Origin of the sequence: Myroides sp. C6-3 (genome assembly GCF_050522425.1) — a bacterium.
Classification (GTDB): domain Bacteria; phylum Bacteroidota; class Bacteroidia; order Flavobacteriales; family Flavobacteriaceae; genus Flavobacterium.
Window position 1 is genome coordinate 89,817 of the sequence record NZ_JBMVQP010000006.1, and the last position, 25,436, is coordinate 115,252.

Consider the following 25,436-nt stretch of genomic DNA (forward strand, 5'->3'; position numbering starts at 1 on the left):
TTATTCGTATTTAATATACTTTAAAACATTCAATCTTGTTGCTTTGTATGCACGGCTAACCACCACAACTAGGGTTAATAGCACAATAAAAAGAAGGCAAACAACATAGACTTCATAGTCGATCGTGATGCGGTAGGCATAATCCTCTAACCATTTATTCAACAAATAATAGCTTGGAAAAACAGACAGGCCAAAACCGATCAAACAGTAGATTAAATACTGATAGGATAACTTTCCGATCAGTCCCTCTCGACTTGCACCTAAAACCTTGCGAATTGCAATCTCTTTTAACTTGGTACCAATCGTAAAAGACGACACCGCAAAAAGACCAAATAAAGCAATAAAGATGACGATATAGCTCAAATAAAACAGCACTCGTTTTTGCTGCTGTATTTTCTCAAACGTTTCTGCAAATTGTTTATCGATAAACTGATAGCTAAAAGGCGCCTTAGCCTCTGGATTAAATGTAAGCCACAATTTTTCAAGCGCAGGAAGAAATGTGTCGAGTTGTTCTACATCTACCTTCATCGTTACCTCCGTAAAGTAGCTATTTTCTGCATTGGGCAACATAAATATCATAGGATTAATGGGGGTTTCTAACCCACTGGTATGAAAATCCTTGACCACTCCGATTACCATTTTGTCATTAAGTTTGAGTCCTTCCACACTCGTTTCCCCTAATTCTTGAAGTAGTTTTTCATTGATGAGGATATTTTGAATACTATCATTCGCCAAATTGGTATCTAACCAACGTCCCTCTTTCAACTCCATTTCCATCATCTCAAAGTAAGAGGCCTCTGCCTTGATATTCATCGCCATGATCTGAGGATTCTCCTTATAAGCGAAAATACTCAAGTCAGACATCCCGTAGTTATTTCCAAATCCCAACCCTGAAACAGCCACCTGCTCAATTCCCTTTATTTTTAAAGCTTCCTTTTTAAACGTTTCATATTGCTGCACTTTTGTTCCGTCGGTGACTTCGGGCAAAAAGTGAAAAGCAACCACTTGCGAACCATTAAAGCCCAGCTCCTTTTTGGTCATATAAGCGGCTTGTTGATAGACAACATAAGTTCCCACACTAAACCAGCAAGCGATAGCAAATTGCACGATAAGAAAGCTATTTTTAATCCAGCTTCCAGAACGAGAACGAGAAAAATCCCCTTTTAATACCCGTAAAACACGGTATTGGGCGATATAAAGTGCAGGAATTAATCCGGCCAACAGCAGTATTAAAACATACACCCCAACAAACAAGAAGACAAATGCAGTGAATTGCACGGAGATATCTACTTTTAAATAAGCGTTAGCAAAAGGCCTCACTCCTAAAAAAAAGAAAACACTTAATCCAAAAGCAAGACAAATCGTCCACGATGTTTCCATCAAATTTTGCTTGATAATCGTCCATTTAACCCCACCCAATACTTTTCGCACGCCAACCTCTTTAGCGCGATATAGAATCTGAGAAAGCGCTAAATTGACGTAGTTAAACAAGGACAATAAAAACATCAAGCCAGATAAACCAACAATGATGTAAACCATTTTTACATTCGCTTTGGGTTCTAGTATATTTCCTGTTATAGTCGCCTCCCTTTGGAAGTGAATCTCAGGCAGGTGATGTAGTTTTGTATCTAGCGCAATAATCCCTTTCATTTGCGTAATAAAATCATCCACTTCCATATTCGACTCTGCAGCCCAAGGAGTAAAGTAATACGTTTTGTACAGCGCTTCTATTGCTTGTATGGTTTCTGAAGGATGCTTCGTCTTTACTAGAATGCCCACTTTCGGTTGCCTCCAAGCGGCTTGTTGTTCTGCGGACAAAAACTGATACGTATTGACAACAGCTTCTGGCATAAAGCTACTTTTCTTGTTTTCTAAGGCGTATACCCCGACCACCGTGAAAAAATCCTCGTCAATTTTAACCTGTTCGCCTATCGGATTCACTCCTTGCCCAAACAACAAATCCGATTGCTTCTTTTCCAATACTAATTCATTCGGATGTTGAAACAACCCTTCTTTGGTTCCATAGACTAGGGTGTACGGAAAGAAATCAAAAAAGCTTTGATTGGTAGCCAATATCTTATCCAAACGATATTCTTTTGTTTGGTGTTCTACAACTAGCGATTGATACTGTCCATAAAGCAAATAATCGTCAATCCACTGGTACTCTTCTTTTAATTTTCCAGCTAGAGGAATAGGATGCCCACTTAGGATGACTTTCCCTCCACCACTTTCGACAAAATAAATCGTTTCCTTGTTTTCATTCCATTGATCAAACGAATATTCTTCCTTAAAATAAAGTGTCGACAACAATACAGCCGTTATACCGATGGCTAAACACAAAAGAGTCAATAAGAAATACACCTTGTTTTTCTTACTGTTATAAACATAAATTTTAAACCAATTTTTCAGCATACATTATTCGTATTTAATGCGTTTAATAAAATCAACTCTTGTGGCAATCTGCACTTTGGTCCAAAGGATCAGATAAACCAGACCGACAATTAATAGAAAGGAAAACACAAAGGGATATTCTACTATTTCTTGTCTGTATTTAAATTTGTTTAACCAGGCATCCATAATCCAGTAAACGGGATATACGGCGGCTAAACAAGCCCATACCACAGCGGTAAAAAATGGTTTTCCAAAGAGGAAAAAAAGTTCACGCGTACTAGCGCCAATTATTTTTCGGATAATAATCTCTTTTTGTCTTTGTTCTAAATAGAGCGATAGACTTGCGTAAAGGCCAAATAAGGCCATAAAAACAACGGCAACATTCCAAATGAAAAACATGCGTTTTTGAGATTTAATATGTTGATAGTTTCCTTCAAATTGTTTAGAAATGGTTTGCTGTTGAAAAGGATATTCATAATCGACATGGACAATCCAAAACGCTTGCAAACGCTCTAAAGTTTCTGCTTGATTAACAGTTGGGTCCAATTCGATAGACAAATAATTAATTCCGTAGGGAAGAAACTCAATATCTTTCCATTGAAATAGCAGAATAGGTTGAATTGCATCTTCAAACCCAGCACTAAAATAATTTTTCACAACCCCTTCAATAAGGTAAGTACTTCGATCATACGAAATAACATTACCCAAAGCCTCTTGAGGCGTAACCCCCATTTTGGTGGCAAACTTTTCGTTGATCCATACTTTTGGCAGGCTGTCTACTTCTATAGGTTGATAGGCGATTTTTTCAAAGCCGACCATATCGATATAGCGACCATCTACCCCCTCCATCACAAAATCAGGTATTTTCTGCATCCCATAATAAGCCGTGTACTTATTTTTAATCGACTTATCTTCATAGGAAATAGTGGCTAATGCAGCTGTTTTAACTCCCTTAATCTTCTCGATTTCACGTATAAGTTTATCATTGCGGTAGAATTTACGGCGAATCTGTTGGGTAAACAGTTTGACTTGCACCACTTGATCTCCCTGAAAACCACGCGGTTTTTCTTCCATAAAATCTACTTGTCTTGCAATAATCCATCCACCTACAACAAAGAAAAAAGCAATGGTCATTTGGATAAATAGGCTCCCCTCTCTCAATCGAAGTCCTTTCTTTCGCTTTTTACACGCTTTCACTTGATAGAACTGACCAACGAGTCGAGTAACATAAAGGGAAAGAATACCTCCAGCAAAAAGCACAACAATACAGATGACGAACACAATTCCACTCCAAAGTACCTGATGCTTGATCTGAATCGACTTGTGTAAAAATGCATTGTAAATAGGCATGCTAAACTCCACAAGCATGAGCGCAATTCCCATCGCCATTAAGACGTTTAACAGCGTTTCAAATCCAATTTGAAGTCTCAATTGCCCTTTCGAACTACCGAGCATCGCGCGAACTTGAAATTCTTTCAAGCGCGATAAAATTCCCGCTTGGTTGAGGTTGATGTAATTTAATACAGCCAATAAAAAAATTAAAATAGAACAACCAACCAGCAGGCTTAGAGTTTCTTTATTTGTTTTTCCTTCTAACAAAGCCGTTTGCTTCGAAACAAAACGCCCTTCTTTTAGGGGGGAAAGAAAAACATTGTACTTCTCAACCTGTTCTCCCGTTTCGACCAATTGATCTTGATTGTTTTCAATCCAGCTAATCAACCTTGACGTCATAGACGAAAGGTCATTGCCCGATTTCACCCGAACGAGTAACCCTCCTCCGTGCTCTTGCCACAGCGAAGGTTCTACCTCATCATTCCACTCCATATGCATCAACACCACATCCGGCATAATCGTTGCCTTGTGATCTAGCTTGTAGACACCCGCTACTTGATAAGGGCTGTGGGCCAAAGATAAAGTCTGACCGATCGGGTCTTGGTGTGGGAAAAATTGTTGAGCTACTTTTTCAGAAATGGCTATGCTCATAGGATGTTTGATTACCTCATTTGCACTACCATACACAAACTCAAAATTAAAAAAGTCAAAAAACGTGGGTTGTGTATTTAATATTTTATGGACAATCGCTTGCTGAAAATTGCTTTCTGCGTAAAAATCGATATAGTCTAAGGCATAGTAGCAATAGTTGTCAATTGCTCCTTCTTGCAATAATTGAGGGCCTACAGCGGCAGGAACAACAATCGCATTGGCTTCTTCACCAACAGTAACATTGACTTCGTAATATTGTTCTACATGAGCAATCCATTTATTGTAACTCCATTCATCTTGTAAGAAGAACAAAGACAGTAACAAACACGCAATACCGATGGCCAAACCCAAAATTGTCCAACAAAAGAACAACATCGATTTTTGTATGTTTTTACTAAATGTATTAAACCAGCTGAACAACATAGTGATTGCTTAATTTGACTTGACAGACCCCATCGAATCTGTGTATTTTTTTAGTTCTTTTGGTGTATTATAGTAGATCACTCGCCCCATAGAATCTGCATAGGCATTTAAGCTTTCGATCGGATAGACCTCTGCTTTTCCCATTGAATCTGCTTCTACCTTGACAAACTTCGCTTTCAAATTTTTTCCATCAAATTTGGCAGCGCTATCCACATTAATCGTTAGGTTTTCTACATCTCCTGTTACCGTAGCACTAGAGGCACTATCAAGATTCACTTTACTATTTTTGGCTGTAATATCTCCCTTGTACTTCGAAGCAGAATCTAAATTAATTGTGACATTCGTCGCTGTAAAATCAGCCGTTATGTAGGCCGCAGCTTCTGCTTTTAGTACTACCGTCCCTCCTTGAACACGTCCATTTACGCGTACGTTTGCCGTAGTACTTACGTAGTAATCCACAATTTTAGATTGACTAATAAACACTTTTGCTCTATTATCGCGAATCGACCTTTTCGTTTTTTTGACATTCATATCCACATATAATGTTGACCCCGTTTGTCTTATCGAAACATGGTTTAAGTCTTCTTGCGTTCCTTCCACGCGAACCGTATTGGAATCTGAAGTTGCATCCACTTGAATATCTAGTGGCATAGACGCAACTAATTTGGTAACTTCACCTGCAATAACATGGTTTTGTTTTACTTGTCCGTTGACCAATAGGCTAAAGAGAAATAACAATAACCCTAAGAAAAAACGTATCATAAGTTTTGTTTTTTATACCGTAAATACATCTACGATTTTTGTATTGATTTTTTCGGATAAAATCATTCCATCTTTCATCAAAATGGTGCGTTCAGAATAAGAAGCATCATGATGCGAGTGAGTAACCATAATGATGGTAGCTCCTTGTTGGTGTAATTCGGTCAAAAGCTCCATCACTTCAGCTCCGTTTTTACTGTCTAAATTTCCTGTAGGCTCATCGGCAAGGATAATCTTCGGATTGTTAATCAAAGCACGTCCAACTGCAACACGTTGTTGTTGTCCTCCTGAGAGTTGTTGAGGATAGTGTTTCAAACGGTGTACGATATTTAATCGCTCTGCAATTTCCATTACTCTTTTCTTGCGTTCACTGCTGGGAACTTTGTTGTAGATCAACGGCAATTCGATATTGTCATACACCGACAATTCATCAATTAAATTGAAATTTTGAAAAATAAACCCAATATTCTCTTTGCGAATTGAGGCACGTTGATTTTCTGTCAACCCTACCATTTCCTTCTCCAATAGACGATAACTACCCGAAGTAGTGTCATCCAACAAACCAATAATATTCAACAGGGTGGATTTTCCACATCCTGAGGGTCCCATCACGGAGATAAACTCTCCTTTTTTAACTTCTAATGACACTTCATTTAAAGCGGTTGTCTCTACTTCTTCTGTTTGAAAAACACGAGACAATTGTTTGATTTCTATAACCATAACTACTCTTTTAGCTGTAAATAATTCACTCTTAAATAATCTTTATAACTTGAAATAATCACCTGTTCCCCAGCGGATAATCCAGAAACGACTTCGTAATAAGCAGGGTTTTCCCTCCCTATTTCTATGTTTCTACGCGATGCTTTTCCCTCTTGTAAGACATAGACCCACTCGCCCTTAGTGTCCGTAAAAAAGCTTCCTTTCGCCAAGAGTAAGCGTTGTTCTTTACCTGATAAAAACAACTTGATTCCCATACTATTTCCCTCTTGTAATCTCAATTGATCCACCGCACTGAAATTAAGCTGTACTTCAAATCGCCCGTTGACAATTTCTGGTAATACTTTGCTTACTTCTACCTGCACAATTTGCCCTTTAATATCCACTTGTCCTTTTTGCCCAACCACAACGCGATCTAAATAAAACTCATCGACATTCGCCACTAACTTATATCCTTCTAACACGTCTATTTTACCAATGCTTTCCCCTGCGTTATACGTTTTTCCTAACATAGGGTCAAACGAGGACAATCGACCCGAAATAGGTGCCTTAAGCAAGAAATTCTGTTTGTTTTCTCTCAGCTTCTCCAAGCTGCGCTGGATAACGATTAAAGATTGGTTGATCTGTTGCACCTGGACGTGATTAGATTGCTTCTCTTTTTCCACGCTTTGCTCCATCAACGCTTTGCGTTTTTGTTGATAAGAAAAACTCTCTGCCGTTTGATTCCATTCATTCAAAGATAAAATCTCTTGGTCAAATAGTTTCTTATTCAGCGTATATTGTAGCTCTGCATTTTTATAATCGTATTCAATGCTAATGAGATCTTTCATCAACCCAATTTCTTGGTTGCGTATATTCATCAAATTGACATTTAAATTATTCATTTGCTCAATCAAGGAAGATTCTTGTGACATATAGGCTAATTCAGAACTCGGATTGTGCAACAAAACCAAAGGATCACCTTGCTGAATCACGCTTCCATTCTCGACAAATATTTCACTAACAGCACCTCCTTCTGGAATATTGATTAAAAGCGATTGCAAAGGTTCTACCTTCCCTTGAATGGAAATATACTCTTCGAAAACACCTTCCTTCACTTCGGTTACTCGAATTTCCTTCTTAGATACATTGAGTACAATATCTTGAAAAAAAGTAAAATAGGAGGTCAACCCTAAAAGAAGCACTCCACCAATTATTAGCAAAATCTTTTGTTTTTTTCTATTTTTACGAGGTAAAACTCTATCCATAGTACGCTGATTTACAAGAGTAATGACAAAAATGTGCCAAGAAAGAATAGAGACATAAACACCTATAAATCAAAAAGATAAATATAAAACCATTTACAGAGTGTCCGATAGTGAACACCTTACTGTTCGGTTTTAACGTATACAGCCCTTCGATATGAGAAAAACAAATGCCACAATCCTTGTTCTAGATGACAATACAGAAGTTCTAATTGCCGCTAAACTGCTTTTAAAACGTCATTTCGAATCTGTTCTAACGAATAATAACCCTAAAAAAATCTTTGAAATTCTACAAGAAACCCCTGTAGATGTCATTATACTAGACATGAATTACCGCGTGGGTTTTGAGGATGGAAAAGAGGGGATTTTCTGGTTTAAGGAGATTAGGGCAAACTACCCTCAGGCACAAATTATCCTCATGACCTCTTATGGCCATGTTGAAACGGCTGTTGAAGGGATTAAACTAGGCGCTATTGACTACATCTTAAAACCGTGGGACAACGATCACTTGATCGACATTGTCAAAAAAGCGGTGCAACAACGACGCAAAAAAGAACAAGAACCCGTTGTTAAGACAGAAGCACCCTCTTATTTTGAAGGAACTTCTCCAGCCATCCAAAAAACCTATCACATGGCACAACGCGTTGCTCAAACCGAAGTGAATACCTTGATTTTGGGTGAAAATGGAACGGGAAAATACGTGTTAGCGGAATATATACACAACCATTCGACACGTAAAGCACAACCATTTATTCATGTAGATTTGGGATCCCTCAATGCCAATCTCTTTGAGAGTGAATTATTCGGTTATGCCAAAGGAGCCTTTACAGATGCCAAACAAGATACAGCAGGTCGATTTGAAGCCGCACATGGAGGAACTATTTTTCTGGATGAAATTGGCAATGTACCCCTACACTTACAGGCTAAACTACTGCAGGTAATACAATCAAAATCTGTAATTCGCCTTGGCGAATCACAACCCCGTCCTGTCGACGTGCGAATTATTACAGCGACCAATGCTGATATTGAAACAGAAGTTGCGCAAAAAGAGTTTAGAGAAGACTTATACTACAGAATCAATACAGTTGTTTTACCTTTACCTGCACTAAGAGAACGCAAAGAGGATATCCCTGCCTTGCTCGACTTTTTCATAGCGCAATATGCAACAAAATACCAAATTGAGATTCCTAAGATTCAACCTCACACTTTAGACTCGCTTTGCCATTATGAATGGAGAGGAAATATACGCGAAATGCAAAACCGCGTTGAACGCGCGCTGATTCTAACAGATGCAGGAGAACTAAACCTGCAAGATTTTGGAATCTCTGCGGCTGTAATTAAGGAAACACCCCTTGATGATTCCACCCTTCAAGATATCGAGCGAACGACCATCATTCGCACACTTGAAAAATGCAGTGGCAACATCAGTCAAGCAGCAGATGAGCTAGGCTTATCGCGTGCAGCCTTGTATCGCAGACTCGAAAAGTACAATATTAAAAACTAACAACCACCGCATATGTCATTCCACCTCAAAGTTTTTATGCGTATTCTGGTGATCATCGGCTTATCCTTGATTGCCGTTTGGTTGTATTTACAGGCGTATACCTATACTTTCTTCATTGCCATACTCGTAATTATTGGTTTCTTGATTGAGCTATATTCTTTTCAACGCAAGTATTACAGCATCATTGACCGCTTAGTCTTGGCGATGATTTACAATGATTTTTCCTTGAAATCAAACAAAAAACAAGCCAACGAGACCTTTCACAATTTACAACAGCTCTATCAAAAATTACAACACGAACAGGAGCAAAATGAAGTCAAGGAATTGGTTTACCTCAACATTCTCAACAACCTAGAAACGGGAATTGTTATTTTTGAACGCAACAAAAACAATTGGGATATTTTCTTGATCAACGATTACTTTGCCAAACTATTCGATATTCCCAAAGTTAAGTCTTGGAAAAATCTTTCGCGTTTATTGCCGAATTTGACACATCATCTTGAACAATTGGAGTTTAAAGAGTCTAAAAACTCCCTTGATATGCGAATTGAAGGGGAAGAAAAACAGACGTTTATCTTACAAACATCGATTACTACAAGTCAAAACCAAGAATTTTATATTGTCTTACTTGATTCGATCCAAAAAGTATTGGACAAGAAAGAAAAAGACACCTGGGAAAACTTAATGAAAGTAATTTCACATGAGATCATGAATTCCTTAACGCCTATACATTCGTTAGCCCACAATACCTTAGGTATTCTTGAAGAAGATTCGCCCCTAACAGCGGATGACATGGATGATTTAAAATTGAGTATACAAACCATTGCCAATAGAACGGATCACTTGCGTCAGTTTATCGATAACTACCGCAAGCTAACGATGCTTCCAAGTCCTCAAAAAGCTTGGGTAAACAGCGCTGAGATTATCACAAATAGCATAGCTATACTCAAGCCTATCTGCCAACAGTACAAAGTGGATTTACATTCGGCAATCGAAACACAAGTATCGCAGTACTGGGACGCAAAGCAAATGGAGCAAGTATTCATCAATCTATTGACGAATGCTATTTATGCCGTAAAAAATCAGCATGAAAGAACGATTCAAGTCCACGTATTTGAACGCAACAATCGCCTGTGGATTGATATCATAGACAACGGAAAAGGGATTCCGGAAGAAATAAAACCCAAAATTTTCATTCCGTTTTATACTACAAGAGCCGATGGTGCAGGGATTGGATTGCCCTTGTCTAAAAATATTGTAGAAATGCACAACGGTTACTTAACCTTTAACCGAAAAGAGGAACTAACTTATTTCAGTCTTAATTTTCCGCTGAACTAATTTAGAATTGCACAGGGGGAATCCAAAGGATTGACGCAAAGTTTTGCACTTGATTATCTTTGACCTCAACCCCTTCGCTTTCAAGCAGTTGCTGCATCAAATTGGAACCATCGAAGTGATGTTTTCCACTTAACATCCCCAATCGATTCACCACACGGTGTGCAGGAACAGAGTCGTCAAAATGAGAAGCATTCATCGCGTATCCCACCATTCGCGCAGAACGAGGAGCACCAATTGCTTTTGCAATCGCACCATACGTAGTCACTCTTCCAAAAGGAATCTCGCGAACTACGCCATACACACGTTCAAAAAAAGAGGGTGTATCAGGCATTAACGCAGTAATTTATAGAGCGTAATCAAACAGATAATCCCCGTAATAGATCCGATAACATAATTTATATTTCGCATGAGAAAAGTATTTTCATTAGCGACTTTTCGGAAAATAGAAATATAGGAGTAAAACATCAAACCAGAGCCTATCACAACTCCAGTAGAAAAAATAACCGTATACGCCCATTCAAAAATAGGATAGGCATAAGAGGCTAACGTAACGCTTAGGAAAACATAATACGGGATAGAAAACACGTTGATTAAGGCTAATAAAGCCCCGTATATATATGGGTTTTTTAAACGATTCACCTCGTCGTTGTCCTTTTTCTCCTTCCGTTTGGCAAAAACCAAAAAGTATAGCGTCAACGATCCAAAAATAACCAATCCTATTTCGTGCAGAATTTCAGTGATAAAAGGACTAGAATCAATCAGTTTAGCAAAGAAAATCGCAACATAGGTTTGAATGAAAATAATGGATAAAGCACCTGCAATATATAAAATAGACGCTTTTTTTCCCCTTTCTTGTGCTACTTTAACAGCAGTCATATTCAATAACCCCGGAAGAGAAACACCTATCACTGCCGCTAAAAAGCCAAATAATAATAAGATAAAATAGTGATCCATCCGCTATTTAATTCTGAATTGAATATAAGTAATGGCTTTATTTTGTTCTAAATATTGGGATTCATAAAACGTTTGGATTTCCGTTACAACTGAAGGAGCTCCCTCGTTTTTATAAACATGGTGATTGGCATAAATTACTTCGTGACCTTCACCATGTAGCAAGCCTAACGTATACCCATGCATAAATTCACTATCCGTTTTCAAGTTAACGACACCGTCCTCCGTTAAAATGCCTTTATAACGCTGTAGAAACTCTGTGTTCGTTAAACGGTGTTTCGTGCGCTTGTACTTAATTTGCGGATCTGGAAAAGTAATCCAGATTTCACTTACTTCTTCTTTTTCGAAAGCAAATTCAATCAATTCAATTTGAGTACGCAAGAAAGCTACATTGGTTAGTCCTTCCTCAACAGCCGTTTTCGCTCCTCTCCAAAAACGAGCCCCTTTGATGTCGATTCCTATAAAGTTCGTATTGGGAAAACGACGAGCCAACTCTACCGTATATTCTCCTTTTCCACAGCCTAATTCCAAAACAATAGGGTTATTGTTTTTAAATACTTCCGATGCCCATTTGCCTTTTTGTGGCAATTTGGCAATCATTTCTTCTCTTGATGGTTGGAAAACATTACCAAAAGTTTCGTTTTCTCTAAATCGCTTTAACTTGTTTTTACTTCCCACAGGGTTATTCGTTTAAATTCGACGCAAAATTAAATAATTATCACGAAAGTAAAACCTTTTTATAGGGAACACAAATTAACTTCCGCTTTCTGTAGATCCTTCAACTGCTTTTTCTAAAGTAAAAGAAAACTCCGAGCCATAACCATAACTACTCTCTACATAGATATGCTCGTCATGTGCCTCAACGATATGCTTAACAATGGATAAGCCCAACCCAGACCCTCCGACACTTCGCGCACCACTTTTATCAATGCGATAGAAGCGCTCAAATAAGCGTGGAATATGCTCTTTGCGAATGCCCAATCCGTTGTCGGTAATGCGGATAATTAATTTATTCTGCACTAAGTTCTCAATGCTAACTTCTGTTGTTCCCTTTTCTTTTCCATACTTAATTGAGTTTTCAATTAAATTGGTGATCACTTGTCCGATGCGTTCTTTGTCGCCCAAAACGTAAATTGGCTTCTTATAGCCCATATCAAACAACAGGGAAATATTCTTCTTTTTAGCTTTGTACTCTAGAAAGTCAAAGGCATTCTGGATCATCTCAATCAGGTCAAACTCCACAATATTCAAGTGTAAGTCACCCGACTCTAACTTGGAAATCATATCCAAGTCTTGTACAATATAGATCAAGCGATCTACCCCTTGTGCTGCACGCTCTAAGTAGCGATCGCGCACTTCTAAATCATCTATTGCACCATCTGTTAACGTTTCTAGATAGCTCTGAATCATAAACAGCGGCGTCTTTAATTCGTGTGATATGTTTCCTAAAAACTCCCTCCTATACTCCTCTCGAACTTGCAACGATTCGATCTCAATCTTTTTATTGGTTGCGAACCTTTCAATCTCTTCCGTCAGCGTTTTCATATCTGTCGTAACCGCATTAGCTCGGAAGTCCGTGTGTTCTAAAAGCGAAACTTTATCGTAAATCTTCTTAATTCGACGATAGATAAAATGCTCCACTCGATATTGAATGACAAAAAAAGAAGCAAAATAAACCAAAATCGTATGAACGATAAGGAGTTTACCCAATCCTTCTTGAACTAAAAAAACAAAGGGAAGCGTAATAATAAGAGAACAAATGGTTATCAATAAAGCTGACTTAACAGCAAATTTATAAGATTTTTTAAAGCGTATTGACATTCAATTACATATCTAATTTATAACCTACTCCTTTTATTGTTTTAAAACAATCATCTCCCACTTTTTCTCTTAATTTTCGAATGTGAACGTCAATTGTTCTTCCTCCAACAACTACTTCATTACCCCATACGCGATCTAAAATTTCTTCTCTTGTAAAGACTTTGCCTGGTTTTGAAGCCAGCAAGTACAACAATTCGAATTCTTTTCTAGGTAAAGATAGCTCTACCCCATCAATCATGATTTTATATTCATCGCGGTTGATTTCAATATTGCCAATTTGAATTACATCGCCTTGTTCTGCTTCTTCAATTGTTTTTAAACGGCGCAACAATGCTTTAATCTTACTCATTAAAACCTTTGGCTTAACAGGTTTGGTGATGTAATCATCTGCTCCAGCGTCAAACCCTGCTACTTGTGAATAATCTTCACCTCTAGCCGTTAAAAAAGCAATAATTACGTTTTGCAAGCTGTCTATCTTACGAATATGTTCACAAGCTTCCATTCCGTCCATTTCTGGCATCATCACATCCAAGATAATAAGGTGCGGAAGCTCTTTTTTAGCTTTCTCAATAGCCTCTTTTCCATTTCTTGCTGTGCTTACTTGATACCCTTCTTTCTCTAAATTATAACTGATAATCTCAATTATATCTTGTTCATCATCAACCAACAAGACCTTAATGTCTGCGTTTTTCATGCTTTAAGTGTGTGTGTTATAAATCAGTCCAAAGATAAAGATAATACATTATGTTAAGTAAAGTTTACAATTATTTAATGTGATAACCATTTAATAACGTTTACTGTAAAATGTGTTAAAGAAGCGATAACACACAAGACATATTTACGCTTGTTCTTTGCACTAGCTTAAATAAAATAAGAATTATGAAATCAATGTTACTATTCGCTCTATTATTTATTAGCCAAATAGTTGGAGCATCTAATGGAACGATTAAGGGGCTTTTACAAGACTCCACAACCAAAGAACCGCTAGCTTTTGCTTCTGTAAGCATCAAAGGAACGACACAAGGTGTAAATACAGATTTAGACGGTTTCTTTACCATAGAAGTACCGGAAGGAACGCAAACCTTGACTTTTAACTATGTTGGATATACTTCTACAGACAAAACCATAGAGGTAAAACCCAATCAAACGATAGAAGTAACGGTTGATTTAATTTCAGAAAGTGTACAACTCGAAGGAGTTGTTGTACAAGCTACACGCTCAAAATCCAGAGAAGCTACCTTGTTAATTGATCAACAACGCTCGGTTGAGATGAAACAACATATTGGATCGCAAGAACTTGCTAGAAAAGGAGTAAGTGATGTTGCGAGTGCCGTAGCCAAAACAACAGGAGTAGCCAAACAAGAAGGTTCGGGAACTATTTTTGTTCGTGGACTGGGAGACCGATACAATAGCACCTCCTTAAACGGATTGCCATTAGCCTCTAATGATCCTGAAAAGAAAAACATCGATTTGAATATTTTCTCTACCGATATTGTAGAGTACATTGCGATTGACAAAACGTATTTTGCAAGAAATTACGGAGATTTTGCAGGTGGAAATATTGACATTATCTCCAAAAATCACGCAGGAGAAGGTTTTGTAGAAGTAGGATTAAGCTCGAATATCAACACCAACGCTGTAAAACAAGACAACTTTAAAACGTTATCTAACCGCAGTTTCTTTGGTTTTTCCGACACCAAAATACCAGGTAATGCACTAAAAGGATACCATTTTAAGAACTCAACCCAAAGCGATACACGTAGTCCTTGGGGGGCTGGCTTAAGCATTAATACAGGAAAATCATTCTTCTTTGGCGAATCTGCTTTACATTTATTTGCAACGGCTTCATTTGGCAACAACTTCAAACAAAAAGAGGGAATTACAAGAACTGCACAAGCACAAAACTCATTCACAAAAGATCTAAATCTAGAAGCTTTTGAATACAGTACAAACACAACGGGAATGTTAAATGCTAAATTTGATATCAACGCAAACAACTCCCTAAAATACAATTTCTTAGTTGTAAACGATTCAAAAGAAAAAAATGAAGATTACCGCGGATATGTAAGAGATATTACTTTAGATAACTCCGATTATACACAGATCAACAGACAAACCTACCGTCAAGATCGCTTAATGGTAAACCAATTATTGGGTAATCACAACTTAACAGAGCAAATTGACTTAAACTGGGGAGCTGCTTTCAATACAATTTCAGCTCAAACACCAGATAGGCAACAATACACCTTAAACAAATTAAAAGACATTGACAGCTACCAATTTTCTATTAACTCTAGATCAGACAACAACCGTTACTTTGAAGATCTAAAAGAAAATGAACTAGCGGCGAATATTGCAGCAGATTACAAATTTGCTAAGAACGAAGAAAATTTATTCGATGGTAAATTAACCGTGGGCTACAACTTCAGAAAAAAAGACAGAAATTTTAAAGCGACTCAGTTTGTATTCCAAATCAACAGAGAATACAACAATAACATCAATCCAAACGCTTTAGATCAGTTCTTCAATCAATCTAATTTTGACAAGGGTTACTTCGACATCTATACTTTTAGAGGAGGTTCTGGTACACCTAATGCATTAGTACCGCAGACCTATGATGGAGAATTATTTATCCATGCAGGTTTTGTAAACGTAGAATATCGATTAACAGACAAATTATCTGGATCTTTAGGTGCGCGTTTCGAAACTATTTCGCAAGATGTTACGTGGCAAACGCAACTTGATGCCAATCAAACAAGCAACAAGTTTACAAAAAATGCTTTCTTACCTAGTTTGTCTTTAAAATACGAAGCAAACGACAACAACAACTTGCGTTTCGCTTTATCCAAAACCTATACATTACCTCAATTTAAAGAAAGAGCGCGTTTCATCTATGAGGACGTAACAGAAATCAAAGTAGGTAACCCTGATTTATACGCTTCTGATGATTACAACGTAGACTTGAAATGGGAATACTTCCCTCAAACAGATGAAGTTATTTCAGCAACCGTATTCGGAAAGTACATCAAAAACCCTATCAATGAAATCGTTTCAGCTTCTTCTTCCAACGATATTACATACGCGAATACAGGAGATTATGGATATGCTGCAGGATTAGAAGTTGAAGTTCGCAAAACCTTATTTAGCTTTGACGATGCTTTAACGAACAAAATTACAGGAGGGTTAAATGCATCATTGATGAAAACGTATCAAAAACTTGATAATGAAAAAGTAAACAGAGAAAACAAATATTTAAGCACTTCTTTTACCCACGACAATGCAAGTTTTACAGGAGCTTCTGATTTATTACTCAATGCAGACATCTCGTATATCAAAGAATGGGAAAGAGATCAAAAATTAATGGCAACACTATCGTATGCCCATTTCTCAGACAAACTTTATTCGTTAGGAACGGAACAAAGTGGAAACTTGGTTGACAAAGCATTTGGATTTTTAGATTTTGCTTTCAAGTATGATTTCTCTAAGAAATTCGGCATGAGTTTTAATGCGAGAAACTTGCTAGATCCAGCTATAGAAAGAAAACAAGAAAACACAACCCAAGACGTTTTAGTCCAATCATACAAACTTGGTCAGAACTTCAGTTTAGGGTTTAAATATACCTTCTAAATCAAAATATCCTGTTCACAGAAAAGCCTGCATAGTATGCGGGCTTTTTTGTGTTTTACTCTACACACTCTATTTCATAGGATTTAGTGATCTGATTGAATGCTACATCCAATTGATAAACCCCTACCTCTTCAAATTGAAAATCAAACTGAGCGCTATTCGAACGCAATACAATACAACCTGTTTGGGTGTAAATGGAATAAATAGACAAGGGGGCTACAACTGCTACTGTTGGAGCAACCTGTTTAAGGATCCCTTGTTTTACGCTACCTTGCGCTGCTTTCGTTGGTTTTGGAGTTTCATAATAGATCGATAAACCAAACCCAACCTTCTTTTTAGCTCCCTTGATATAGCGCAACGTCCAAACGATTGCTGTATCTGTACTAAGCTGTCTTGGACGTATACTCTTTTTTTCCAGGGGAGAAAGAGTGCGTTGAATGATCCTTGTAAAAGAGCTTGATTCTTCATTTGTTTGTACTTCAACATAAGCTGGTTCCACAGTAGGAGGTTGATAACCAATGGTGGTTCCCAGAATAACCTTAACGCGATCCTTACCACTAATTTTAAACTTGTTATCTTTTGGGCTTTCAACCGAAATACAAGGTAGCACGATCAGTTCTTCTAACGTATTCGCTACAGCTCTTATCGTACGTCGAAAACGCTGTCGCTGCACGCCTAAACGATCATACACACATTCAATGACATACTCTCCTGGCCTTGAGAAAGACAAAGACATCGTTCTATCTTTGATAAAGTGCTCTTGAAAAACCTCACTATCTGGCATTTTAATGCGCCATTGAACTAAGAGGGGGTTTATATTTGCCCCATTTTTAAACTCGGCAGCCAACACAAGACGACTGCCTATTCGAACACTTTCTACAGGGGGAAGAACCGTTAAAAGATCGCTACACTCAACGGTAAATTCTGGTGTGGGGATCGCTGTTTGACGCACTAAGTTTTTATACACCTCCACTTGATACGAATTGACATTCACACAATCAAAGATCACTTGTACTGCGGTGCCTCTTTGTTTAAACGAATCCTTCCCTTTAGAAGTGAAGATATAAGCCGTATGATTGCCAGGGTGAACATCCTTAGCACTAACCTTAATGCGCAACTGCTCTTTTTGCCTTGTAGTTAATTTAATATCACTGTGTAACGTAATACCAACACGATCACCCACAACCATTTTTTCCTCCGGAGTTACACTTAGTTGTAAAGATGTTATTGTAGCATCTTCCACTACCTCCAAATAGTAATAAAAATTTTCTTCATACGTTTTACTTACTCCCAATTGTGGTGAAGGCGATACCCCAATCAGGTAAACACCTGCGCTTTGGGGTTGCCAACTAAAAGCCCGATGTTTCGTGCTATAAGTTTGATACCCCTCTCCAACAGCATGGAGTACTATTGTTTTTCCTGTTTTACCTACTTCCAATACTCGGGAACCTTCCCTTGCATAAAGCACACTCCAAGTGATGTTTTTCGACTCTTCTTTACCTCTAGTCGCAGCAGTAAAGATTAATTCATCTCCTTTCAGTATGCGCAAAGCACGCGGATTATCTCGCATAAGGCTGCCCCAGTGGAGTTGCTCTAGATTACACAACGTCAATTCTTCTACTTGAGAAACATAAGACGTGGCTTGAGCTGGATAGCTTCTAAAATCTACGCGCTTTACCCTTGTCGTTTTCCCTTTGCTGAACGCTTGTTCTTTTTCTAGCTTATGAACGTCCTCCATACCGTCCACCTGACCTGTAGTCTGTATGGATAATACACCTCCTTTTCCACAGCGCAACGTGCCCGTTTTCGTTAAAATCCCCCTTCCATCAATAGTGTGAACCGATTCTTTAGCATCCATCTCCCAATTGCCAGAAGGTTGATATACACACGTTTTATCCCTTCCTTTTTTATGCTTGCATTGTTGAAAAGGAGAAGATCCCGATTCAAATTGAGTATCTTCAACAGTGGCGATAAGTTTATCTACTGCATTGAGGTAGTACTTTTGATGCGTAGTGATTGAAAGTGACGCAAAAATAGTAGGATTCCCTGTACACATACAGGTCGCCCCTGAACAGACCACTAGATCTGAAAAAGATTGTGTGACTGCCGCCACTAAAATTGACGTTGGTTCTGCTGTTTTTTCCTTCATTTATTTCCTGCATAATCGTTATTATAAATCACTGCTACACCGCATACAAACAAAGAATATTCTCCCTAATACCTGTAGACTTTGTCGAATTCTATGTCGAATTCTATGCCCCTCAATTGACTTATTCCTATCGCCTTTAAAAAGCACTGCACTTAGGAGCTCTTGTTTAAATCGCATAACATCTCTTTCGATTGCCCGGATGGCACCATCGCAATTGCCTTAGCTTACTTCCTGATACATTCAAAATGTAGCAATAAAAAAACGCGACGTCCAACCTTCAGCCTAACGAATATACAAGCAATCCTTATTAAAAATAAATCAACCCTACTGGAATAGGTGTTTTTATTACGAAATTCTTTTATTTTAATTGTTTTTTATATGAAATAATCGCTACGAAATGGAGCACCTAGCTCAAAAAAAAAGAGAAAAGATCACTTTTTGTTTCAGCATCAGCTTAAAGGTTTGAGAAATTCACTTGGTAACAATTCATTAATATTTCCCTTTAACATCATAACAATTCAATGATAAAGAGCTAACTATCAGTTCATACAAGTAGGCAATCTTTGTATCAGTTAAAATAAAATAACACAATTACTTTATGAAAAGATTATTCAAATCAGCTTTATCAATTGCATTAGTATCAGCTTTAATCGTTAGCTGTTCATCAGACGACAATTCAAACGACAACGGAGGAGGTCCAAATCCAGGAGAGAACATTGGACAAACACTAAAAAAAGGACAGACACTTACTTTAGAAAAAAATAAAAAATACAACCTATCAACGAAATTGGTAGTAGAAGATGGAGCAACCTTAAACATTGAAGAAGGGGTTGAGATCATCGGAACAGGAGGAACATCTTCTTATATCGCGGTTGCACAAGGAGGACAAATCTTTGTAAAAGGAACCAATACAAACCCAGTTGTTATGACTGCTCTTGAGAAAAAAAGAGGAAGCTGGGGAGGTTTAGTAGTATGTGGAAAAGCTCCGATCAACAAAGCTAAAACAGCTACTGCAGAGGTTTCTGATTTAACGTATGGTGGAGATGTAACCAACGACAATTCAGGTTCTATCCGTTACTTGAGAATTGAGTACGCAGGAGCAAACTTTAACAGTGAGAAAGAATTCAACGGATTATCTTTATTCGGAGTTGGAAGCGGAACAAAAATTGAATACGTACAAGCACACGAGGGTTCTGATGACGGATTCGAGTGGTTTGGTGGAACTGTAAGTGCACAATACTTAGTATCTAGCCATAACGATGATGATCAGTTTGACTGGACAGAAGGATGGAGTGGACAAGAAAACAAATTCTGGTATTCTAAGCAAAGTGGAACAGCAGACAAAGGATTTGAAGCGGACAACAACTCAAAAACAAGAACAGCAGAGCCTTATTCTAATCCAACAATTGACGGAATTACTTTAATCTCGGCAGTAAAAGGAGAAGGAACAGCGATGAAATTACGTGAAGGAACAAAAGGAAAACTGAACAACGTAGTGTTAAGTGGATGGAAAACAGCCTTTGACGTAGAGCATGACGAAACAATTGCAAACGTTGCTAATGGATCATTACTTGTAAACACAGTTAAACTAATCGATGTAACAGAAAAAGCAAAAGGTAAAAATACAGCAGGCGAATCAGTAGATGTAAATGGTGTATTTGTAGAAGGTGAAAACCAAGGAGCTGGTAACGGTTCAAATACACCAGAGTGGACAAAAGGCTGGACTGCAGGGTTATAAGAATTTGATTTTTTTAAATCACAAACAAGAATAAGTCACTAATTTATGTTAAAGAAAAATATTTGCCCTAAAAAGCAAATATTTTTTTTATCATATAAGAAATATTTACTATTTTTATACGACTAATTTTGTTTGGATGATTAAAAATTACTTTCATAAACATTTCTTTATTATAACGTTTGTATTGCTTACCGGTCTGAGCTTTGCTCAGGTGAGTACTGTTGGTACACCTCAAAATAAAGCAACAGTTGTGAAAACAATTGAAAATCTTTCTATTTATCCTAATCCCGTTACAATAAACGGTAAGATAGCGATCGAAACAAAAAACAATGAGGCTAAAGAAATCGAAATTTACAACGTAGTGGGTAAGAAAATTTTCTCCACAAGCCTAAATACCAAAGAATTAGTTTTACCTAATACCGTGACAGCAGGAATTTACATTATCAAAATTAAAGAAAATAACACCTCTGCAACGCGAAAACTAATTGTCAAGTAACAATACGCATTTTAGATAAATCTAAAGCATCCTTTCAACAAGGATGCTTTTTTTATTGTACTTTTGTACCAAATTATTGCATTGTGTTTACACCAGAAGATATCATTAGCATACAAACCCGAAAAGAGTTTCATAAAATAGCGATGAAAGTATATCGCTTTCAGTATGAGAACAATACGGTGTATCGTGAATTTTGTAATCTCATTCGAAAAACACCGACTGAAGTTCGCAGTTTAGATCAAGTTCCCTTTCTCCCTATTGAATTCTTCAAAAATAAAGAGGTATTGAGTAGTACACGACCTGTTCAAACTACTTTTACTAGTAGCGGTACAACGGGAATGATCACAAGCAAACACCAGGTAACGGACTTAACGTACTATGAAGAGAGTTTTAGAAAGGGATTCGCTTATTTTTATGGACCGATAGAAGATTACGTCGTTTTAGCTCTATTGCCCTCTTATTTAGAAAGAGAAGGATCTTCTCTCATCTATATGGCAGAAGACTTTATTCAAGAATCTAAGCATCCGGAGAGTGGGTTTTACCTTCATAACTATGAAGACCTAATCACTACACTACACCAGTTAGATCAGCAGGGGAAAAATGTTCTTTTATTAGGAGTAACTTACGCACTACTCGATATTATTGAACAGCAGCAATTCAAGCTAAACAACACCATTATCATGGAAACAGGAGGAATGAAAGGCAAGCGAAAAGAAATGATTCGAGCAGAACTTCACTCAATCTTATGCGAGGGATTTGGTGTAACTAAAATCCACTCCGAATATGGAATGACAGAACTGCTCTCTCAAGCCTATTCGCTTGGTGATGGCCTCTTCCAATGCCCTAGTTGGATGGATATCGTAATTCGAGACCCTGAAGATCCTTTAACGCGAATTGAAGCTTTCGGAAAAACAGGAGGAGTTAACGTTATCGATTTAGCCAATATCAACTCTTGTTCTTTTATCGCCACACAAGACTTAGGGAAAAAATTCGAGGATGGTAGCTTTGAAATATTAGGTCGATTTGACCATTCCGACATCAGAGGGTGTAACCTCATGGTCGTATAATACAAGAGGGAGATTTTACTGATAAAACCTCCCTCTTTTTTATTTGTCCAATAAATCGTTCTTCTCCGCAAAATAGTCGCAAAAGTCGCGCATAGTAGCCGACATCTTCTCATCTTCCGTCGCACGTTCATAGGTATCTGCCATAGCGACTAACGTCTGATGAAAAAACTTCTTCATTTCATCTACAGGCATATCTTTTGTCCACAAATCAATACGCAGTGTTTCTTGTACTTTATCATCCCATATTGACAACAACATGGCCTTTGATTTTGCCTTATCTACTCCACCATCTTTAGCGGTCCAAGTTAATTTTTCAGGAACGCGATTCTCATCTAATTCTACTCTAATATTGATATCAGAAACGTGATTTTTACTCATTACTTCTTGGGTTTATACTTTGATTTTTCAAAAATATCTTTTGCATTCATTGCAAAGAGTTCCTGCAAAGTTACATTATTATTTTCCATAAACGAACGAACAATTTGCCACCCCATCCAAACACCAACTCTACCAGGGGATTCACTATCAATATCCAAATAGAACTTGCTGAAAGGTGCAGGATCAATGAAGCGAGCTGCTAATTTCCCATCCGTATCAAACATCAACTGATTATCGATAAAATAGCGCCAAACTTGCGCTTCATTTGCCACACACCACGCATATTCTTCCTTGGTGTACGTTATCAGTGTTTCCTTCGCAACTCCAGGTAATAAAGCCTCTTTTGCATAAGCCATTTTCCCTTTTTGTATCATCGCACCAAGAAAGGTGCGATCCATACTCTTAGGCAATTTTTGAACAACAAAACTCTCAGCCATATCGGGTAAGATTTGAGTGCGATCAAACGTGGTATGGGTATATGCTGGAAAACTCTTATAAAAGTGATGATCACTGCCTAAATACGTATCTAAACTTACAAGTGCTAGTGTATCTGCATAAATGGCCTTCACTGAAACATCTACTTCAGAAAGTACGGTAATCAGTTTTTTATCTGCAGACTCTTCAGGATAATAATACTTGATATATTGAAATAAACGCTTTAAATCTTCCGGTAAAGTACCTAAATCTGCGTATTGTTTCGTTACTTCATCCTGCAGTTCTTGGAAAATAGTGTCTTTTTTCTTCTCTAACCAAGCATCATCAGAGACACCTTCAGGAAACATATAGGGAAATTTCGCTTTTAACGATTGGAAGTCCTCATCCTTACCGTTGTAAAACTCTTGATCAAAGCGTTCTACAACAACCTCCATCGGTATTTGTTCTACTTCTTTGTCTAACTTCGATTGGGGGTTCCCACAACCCACAACAAAAAAACCAGAAACCAACAAGAAGGATAAAGATATTTTGCTAATTTTGAACATAGTATTCTTGAATTATTATTCTAATCACTACAAATATAAAAAGAAGAACCACAAATCAATCACAAAATTACCATGATGAATCAAAACTTTCAGACCGAAGCGGTAACGCATTACATCGTTGAATGGCTTAAGAATTATGCTTTAGAAAGTGGGGTCAAAGGATTCACTATTGGTATATCTGGAGGGATTGATTCTGCCGTCACCTCTACACTATGTGCGATGACAGGATTGCCGTTACTCTGTGTGGAAATGCCAATTCACCAAGCGAATTCACAACTGAACAGAGCCAAAGAACATTTGGATTTTTTAAAAGCTAACTTTTCCAATGTAAATACGGCAACAACCGATTTAACATCGACATTTGAACTTCTCAAACAACATATTCCAACGACTGAGGAAGAACAGCTCCAAGCGTTAACACTAGCGAATACAAGAGCGAGACTACGAATGACCACCTTATACTACTATGCAGGCATTCACCGCTACCTGGTTGTTGGAACAGGAAACAAAATAGAAGATTTCGGTGTGGGTTTCTTTACGAAATACGGCGATGGTGGTGTAGATATAAGTCCAATTGCAGACTTATTAAAATCACAAGTGCGCTTAATTGGTGAATACGTAAAAATTCCTCAAAGCATCTGTAAAGCCAAGCCAACAGATGGATTATTTGGAGATGATCGCACAGATGAAGATCAATTAGGAGCAACGTACGATGAACTTGAAGCAGCGATGCTTGCTGTGGATCAAGGTAAAACATTAGCAGACTTCGATGAGGGCAGAGCAAAAGAAGTCTATCTTATTTATACACGCTTGAATCGAATCAATCAACATAAAATCAATCCGATTCCTGTCTGTACCATTCCTCAACATTTAAAATAATTACAATGATAAAAAAATATTGTCTTATACTTGGATCTCTTGTACTGTTTACTGGTTGTGATATAAACGACGATTACTATGACAGAGACCAATTCATCCGAACAGAAGGCTTAGAGCAGTACGGATGCTATAATACGAAGGAAAACTTGTTTGTACCAAGTCTTAGAGGAAATGAATTTATCATCATTACCAATTCATATGACTATAGAAAATTAGTTCAAGGTTGTAACGCTGCCCTTGATTTTAGATACTTTGACTTAATCATTGGACAATATTGGGTGGAATCTAATACAGAAGACATTAAATATATCTACAGAAAAAACCGATATAACGAATTCATCCTATCCGTTGAATTTCTACAAAATTGGGGTGGTCGACCGCGATACGTCACGTATCATGCCATCGTTCCCAAACTACACCCGAATGACCCGGTCTACGTAGAGACTGTAGAACTCCTGCCTTAGCGCTTTATAGGAGACATCAAGCAACGATAAGACATTAATCTCATATTGGTATATAAAAATAAAGAAAGTCCTTAAAAGGGCTTTTTTTGTGAGTTTTGCGTTGTGAGTCGTTCGTCGTTGGTTGTCCCGATTATCGTTTAAATAAAGGGCTTTCTATTTCAGAAAAATTGACCGATACCTCATAACTGATAACAGATAACCAAAAAAAAAGCCTGACTACTAACGTAATCAGGCTTTTCAAAAGAAGGGCGACGACATACTCTCCCACCATGTGGCAGTACCATCTGCGCTAGCGGGCTTAACTTCTCTGTTCGAAATGGGAAGAGGTGAGCCCCGCCGCAATAACCACCCTAAAGCGGTTGTTATAAGTTTATTGCTAATCCTATAACTAATTTTGTATATTATAACAGAACAAATACATATCTTTTTAGAAAGTTGCCCTCCCTCTCTATTAAGAGAGGGAGATACACATAAGCTTACGGGCTATTAGTACTACTCGACTTTGACATTACTGCCTTTACATCTAT

At 37.7% G+C, this 25,436-nt stretch carries 21 protein-coding genes and 1 rRNA gene; 8 read left to right on the forward strand and 14 right to left on the reverse strand.

Annotation, left to right across the window (positions count from 1 at the left end; translation table 11 throughout):
- Genes ACPDG9_RS04295 through ACPDG9_RS04315 form a run of 5 tightly spaced genes read right to left on the reverse strand, consistent with a single transcriptional unit; the run spans window position 1 to window position 7,520 of the window.
- Window positions 1–2,412, reverse strand: a complete 2,412-nt coding sequence (locus ACPDG9_RS04295; protein ID WP_430526527.1) for an FtsX-like permease family protein — start codon at window positions 2,410–2,412, stop codon at window positions 1–3.
- A gap of 3 nt (window positions 2,413–2,415) precedes the next feature.
- Entirely contained in the window at window positions 2,416–4,749 is a 2,334-nt protein-coding gene (locus ACPDG9_RS04300; protein WP_430526528.1) for an ABC transporter permease, read from the reverse strand.
- A 57-nt stretch (window positions 4,750–4,806) separates the two neighbouring features.
- Window positions 4,807–5,559, reverse strand: a complete 753-nt coding sequence (locus ACPDG9_RS04305) for a GIN domain-containing protein (protein ID WP_430526529.1) — start codon at window positions 5,557–5,559, stop codon at window positions 4,807–4,809.
- Between the two features lie 12 nt (window positions 5,560–5,571).
- The gene (locus ACPDG9_RS04310; protein WP_430526530.1) at window positions 5,572–6,276 is read right to left on the reverse strand and encodes an ABC transporter ATP-binding protein; all 705 of its coding nucleotides are present in this window, start codon (window positions 6,274–6,276) and stop codon (window positions 5,572–5,574) included.
- Window positions 6,277–6,278: 2 nt separating this feature from the next.
- Entirely contained in the window at window positions 6,279–7,520 is a 1,242-nt protein-coding gene (locus ACPDG9_RS04315; protein ID WP_430526531.1) for an efflux RND transporter periplasmic adaptor subunit, read from the reverse strand.
- A 154-nt stretch (window positions 7,521–7,674) separates the two neighbouring features.
- Here ACPDG9_RS04315 and ACPDG9_RS04320 point away from each other — a divergent pair, with 154 nt between their 5' ends.
- Both ACPDG9_RS04320 and ACPDG9_RS04325 read left to right on the forward strand, forming a co-directional pair.
- Entirely contained in the window at window positions 7,675–9,021 is a 1,347-nt protein-coding gene (locus ACPDG9_RS04320; protein ID WP_430526532.1) for a sigma-54-dependent transcriptional regulator, read from the forward strand.
- Window positions 9,022–9,033: 12 nt separating this feature from the next.
- On the forward strand, window positions 9,034–10,359 hold the full coding sequence (locus ACPDG9_RS04325; RefSeq protein WP_430526533.1) for a sensor histidine kinase: 1,326 nt from the start codon (window positions 9,034–9,036) through the stop codon (window positions 10,357–10,359).
- Between the two features lies 1 nt (window position 10,360).
- On the opposite strand, the gene ACPDG9_RS04330 is transcribed toward ACPDG9_RS04325, so the two are convergent.
- The 5 genes from ACPDG9_RS04330 to ACPDG9_RS04350 all read right to left on the reverse strand — a co-directional run bounded on the left by ACPDG9_RS04330 (window position 10,361) and on the right by ACPDG9_RS04350 (window position 13,825).
- Window positions 10,361–10,690 carry an MGMT family protein gene (locus ACPDG9_RS04330; RefSeq protein WP_430526534.1) on the reverse strand — a complete coding sequence of 110 codons (330 nt, stop codon included), beginning with the start codon at window positions 10,688–10,690 and terminating at the stop codon, window positions 10,361–10,363.
- A complete protein-coding gene (locus ACPDG9_RS04335; RefSeq protein WP_430526535.1) occupies window positions 10,690–11,313 on the reverse strand; it encodes a LysE family transporter in 624 nt (207 codons plus the stop codon). Before ACPDG9_RS04335 ends, ACPDG9_RS04330 begins: the two co-directional genes overlap by 1 nt.
- 3 nt (window positions 11,314–11,316) lie before the next feature.
- A complete protein-coding gene (trmB, locus tag ACPDG9_RS04340) occupies window positions 11,317–11,988 on the reverse strand; it encodes a tRNA (guanosine(46)-N7)-methyltransferase TrmB (protein ID WP_430526536.1) in 672 nt (223 codons plus the stop codon).
- 75 nt (window positions 11,989–12,063) lie between these two features.
- Window positions 12,064–13,131 (reverse strand): sensor histidine kinase, encoded by a 1,068-nt coding sequence (locus ACPDG9_RS04345; RefSeq protein ID WP_430526537.1) that lies wholly within the window; start codon window positions 13,129–13,131, stop codon window positions 12,064–12,066.
- A 4-nt stretch (window positions 13,132–13,135) separates the two neighbouring features.
- Entirely contained in the window at window positions 13,136–13,825 is a 690-nt protein-coding gene (locus ACPDG9_RS04350) for a response regulator transcription factor (RefSeq protein WP_430526538.1), read from the reverse strand.
- A 185-nt stretch (window positions 13,826–14,010) separates the two neighbouring features.
- On the opposite strand from ACPDG9_RS04350, the gene ACPDG9_RS04355 reads away from it, so the two are divergent.
- Complete coding sequence (locus tag ACPDG9_RS04355) at window positions 14,011–16,758, forward strand: TonB-dependent receptor domain-containing protein (protein ID WP_430526539.1); 2,748 nt, start codon at window positions 14,011–14,013, stop codon at window positions 16,756–16,758.
- A 55-nt stretch (window positions 16,759–16,813) separates the two neighbouring features.
- Here ACPDG9_RS04355 and ACPDG9_RS04360 read toward each other — a convergent pair whose 3' ends face one another.
- Window positions 16,814–18,907 (reverse strand): DUF4280 domain-containing protein, encoded by a 2,094-nt coding sequence (locus ACPDG9_RS04360; RefSeq protein ID WP_430526540.1) that lies wholly within the window; start codon window positions 18,905–18,907, stop codon window positions 16,814–16,816.
- Window positions 18,908–19,505: 598 nt separating this feature from the next.
- Here ACPDG9_RS04360 and ACPDG9_RS04365 point away from each other — a divergent pair.
- The 3 genes from ACPDG9_RS04365 (at window position 19,506) to ACPDG9_RS04375 (ending at window position 22,208) form a co-directional block, all read left to right on the forward strand.
- Window positions 19,506–20,645: a hypothetical protein gene (locus tag ACPDG9_RS04365; RefSeq protein ID WP_430526541.1), complete on the forward strand. Its 1,140-nt coding sequence runs from the start codon at window positions 19,506–19,508 to the stop codon at window positions 20,643–20,645.
- A gap of 136 nt (window positions 20,646–20,781) precedes the next feature.
- Entirely contained in the window at window positions 20,782–21,141 is a 360-nt protein-coding gene (locus ACPDG9_RS04370) for a T9SS type A sorting domain-containing protein (protein WP_430526542.1), read from the forward strand.
- An 83-nt stretch (window positions 21,142–21,224) separates the two neighbouring features.
- Window positions 21,225–22,208: an acyl transferase gene (locus tag ACPDG9_RS04375; protein ID WP_430526543.1), complete on the forward strand. Its 984-nt coding sequence runs from the start codon at window positions 21,225–21,227 to the stop codon at window positions 22,206–22,208.
- Window positions 22,209–22,247: 39 nt separating this feature from the next.
- Here the strand turns inward: ACPDG9_RS04375 and gldC are convergent, their stop codons facing one another.
- Both gldC and gldB read right to left on the reverse strand, forming a co-directional pair.
- Window positions 22,248–22,586 (reverse strand): gliding motility protein GldC, encoded by a 339-nt coding sequence (gene gldC, locus ACPDG9_RS04380; protein WP_430526544.1) that lies wholly within the window; start codon window positions 22,584–22,586, stop codon window positions 22,248–22,250.
- Entirely contained in the window at window positions 22,586–23,566 is a 981-nt protein-coding gene (gene gldB / locus ACPDG9_RS04385; protein ID WP_430526545.1) for a gliding motility lipoprotein GldB, read from the reverse strand. Before gldB ends, gldC begins: the two co-directional genes overlap by 1 nt.
- Before the next feature lie 72 nt (window positions 23,567–23,638).
- Between gldB and nadE the strand changes: the two genes are divergently transcribed.
- The gene (gene nadE / locus ACPDG9_RS04390) at window positions 23,639–24,445 is read left to right on the forward strand and encodes an NAD(+) synthase (protein ID WP_430526546.1); all 807 of its coding nucleotides are present in this window, start codon (window positions 23,639–23,641) and stop codon (window positions 24,443–24,445) included.
- A gap of 5 nt (window positions 24,446–24,450) precedes the next feature.
- A complete protein-coding gene (locus ACPDG9_RS04395; protein ID WP_430526547.1) occupies window positions 24,451–24,909 on the forward strand; it encodes a hypothetical protein in 459 nt (152 codons plus the stop codon).
- A gap of 243 nt (window positions 24,910–25,152) precedes the next feature.
- On the opposite strand, the gene rrf is transcribed toward ACPDG9_RS04395, so the two are convergent.
- Window positions 25,153–25,262, reverse strand: a 5S ribosomal RNA gene (rrf, locus tag ACPDG9_RS04400).
- Window positions 25,263–25,436 lie beyond the last annotated feature (174 nt).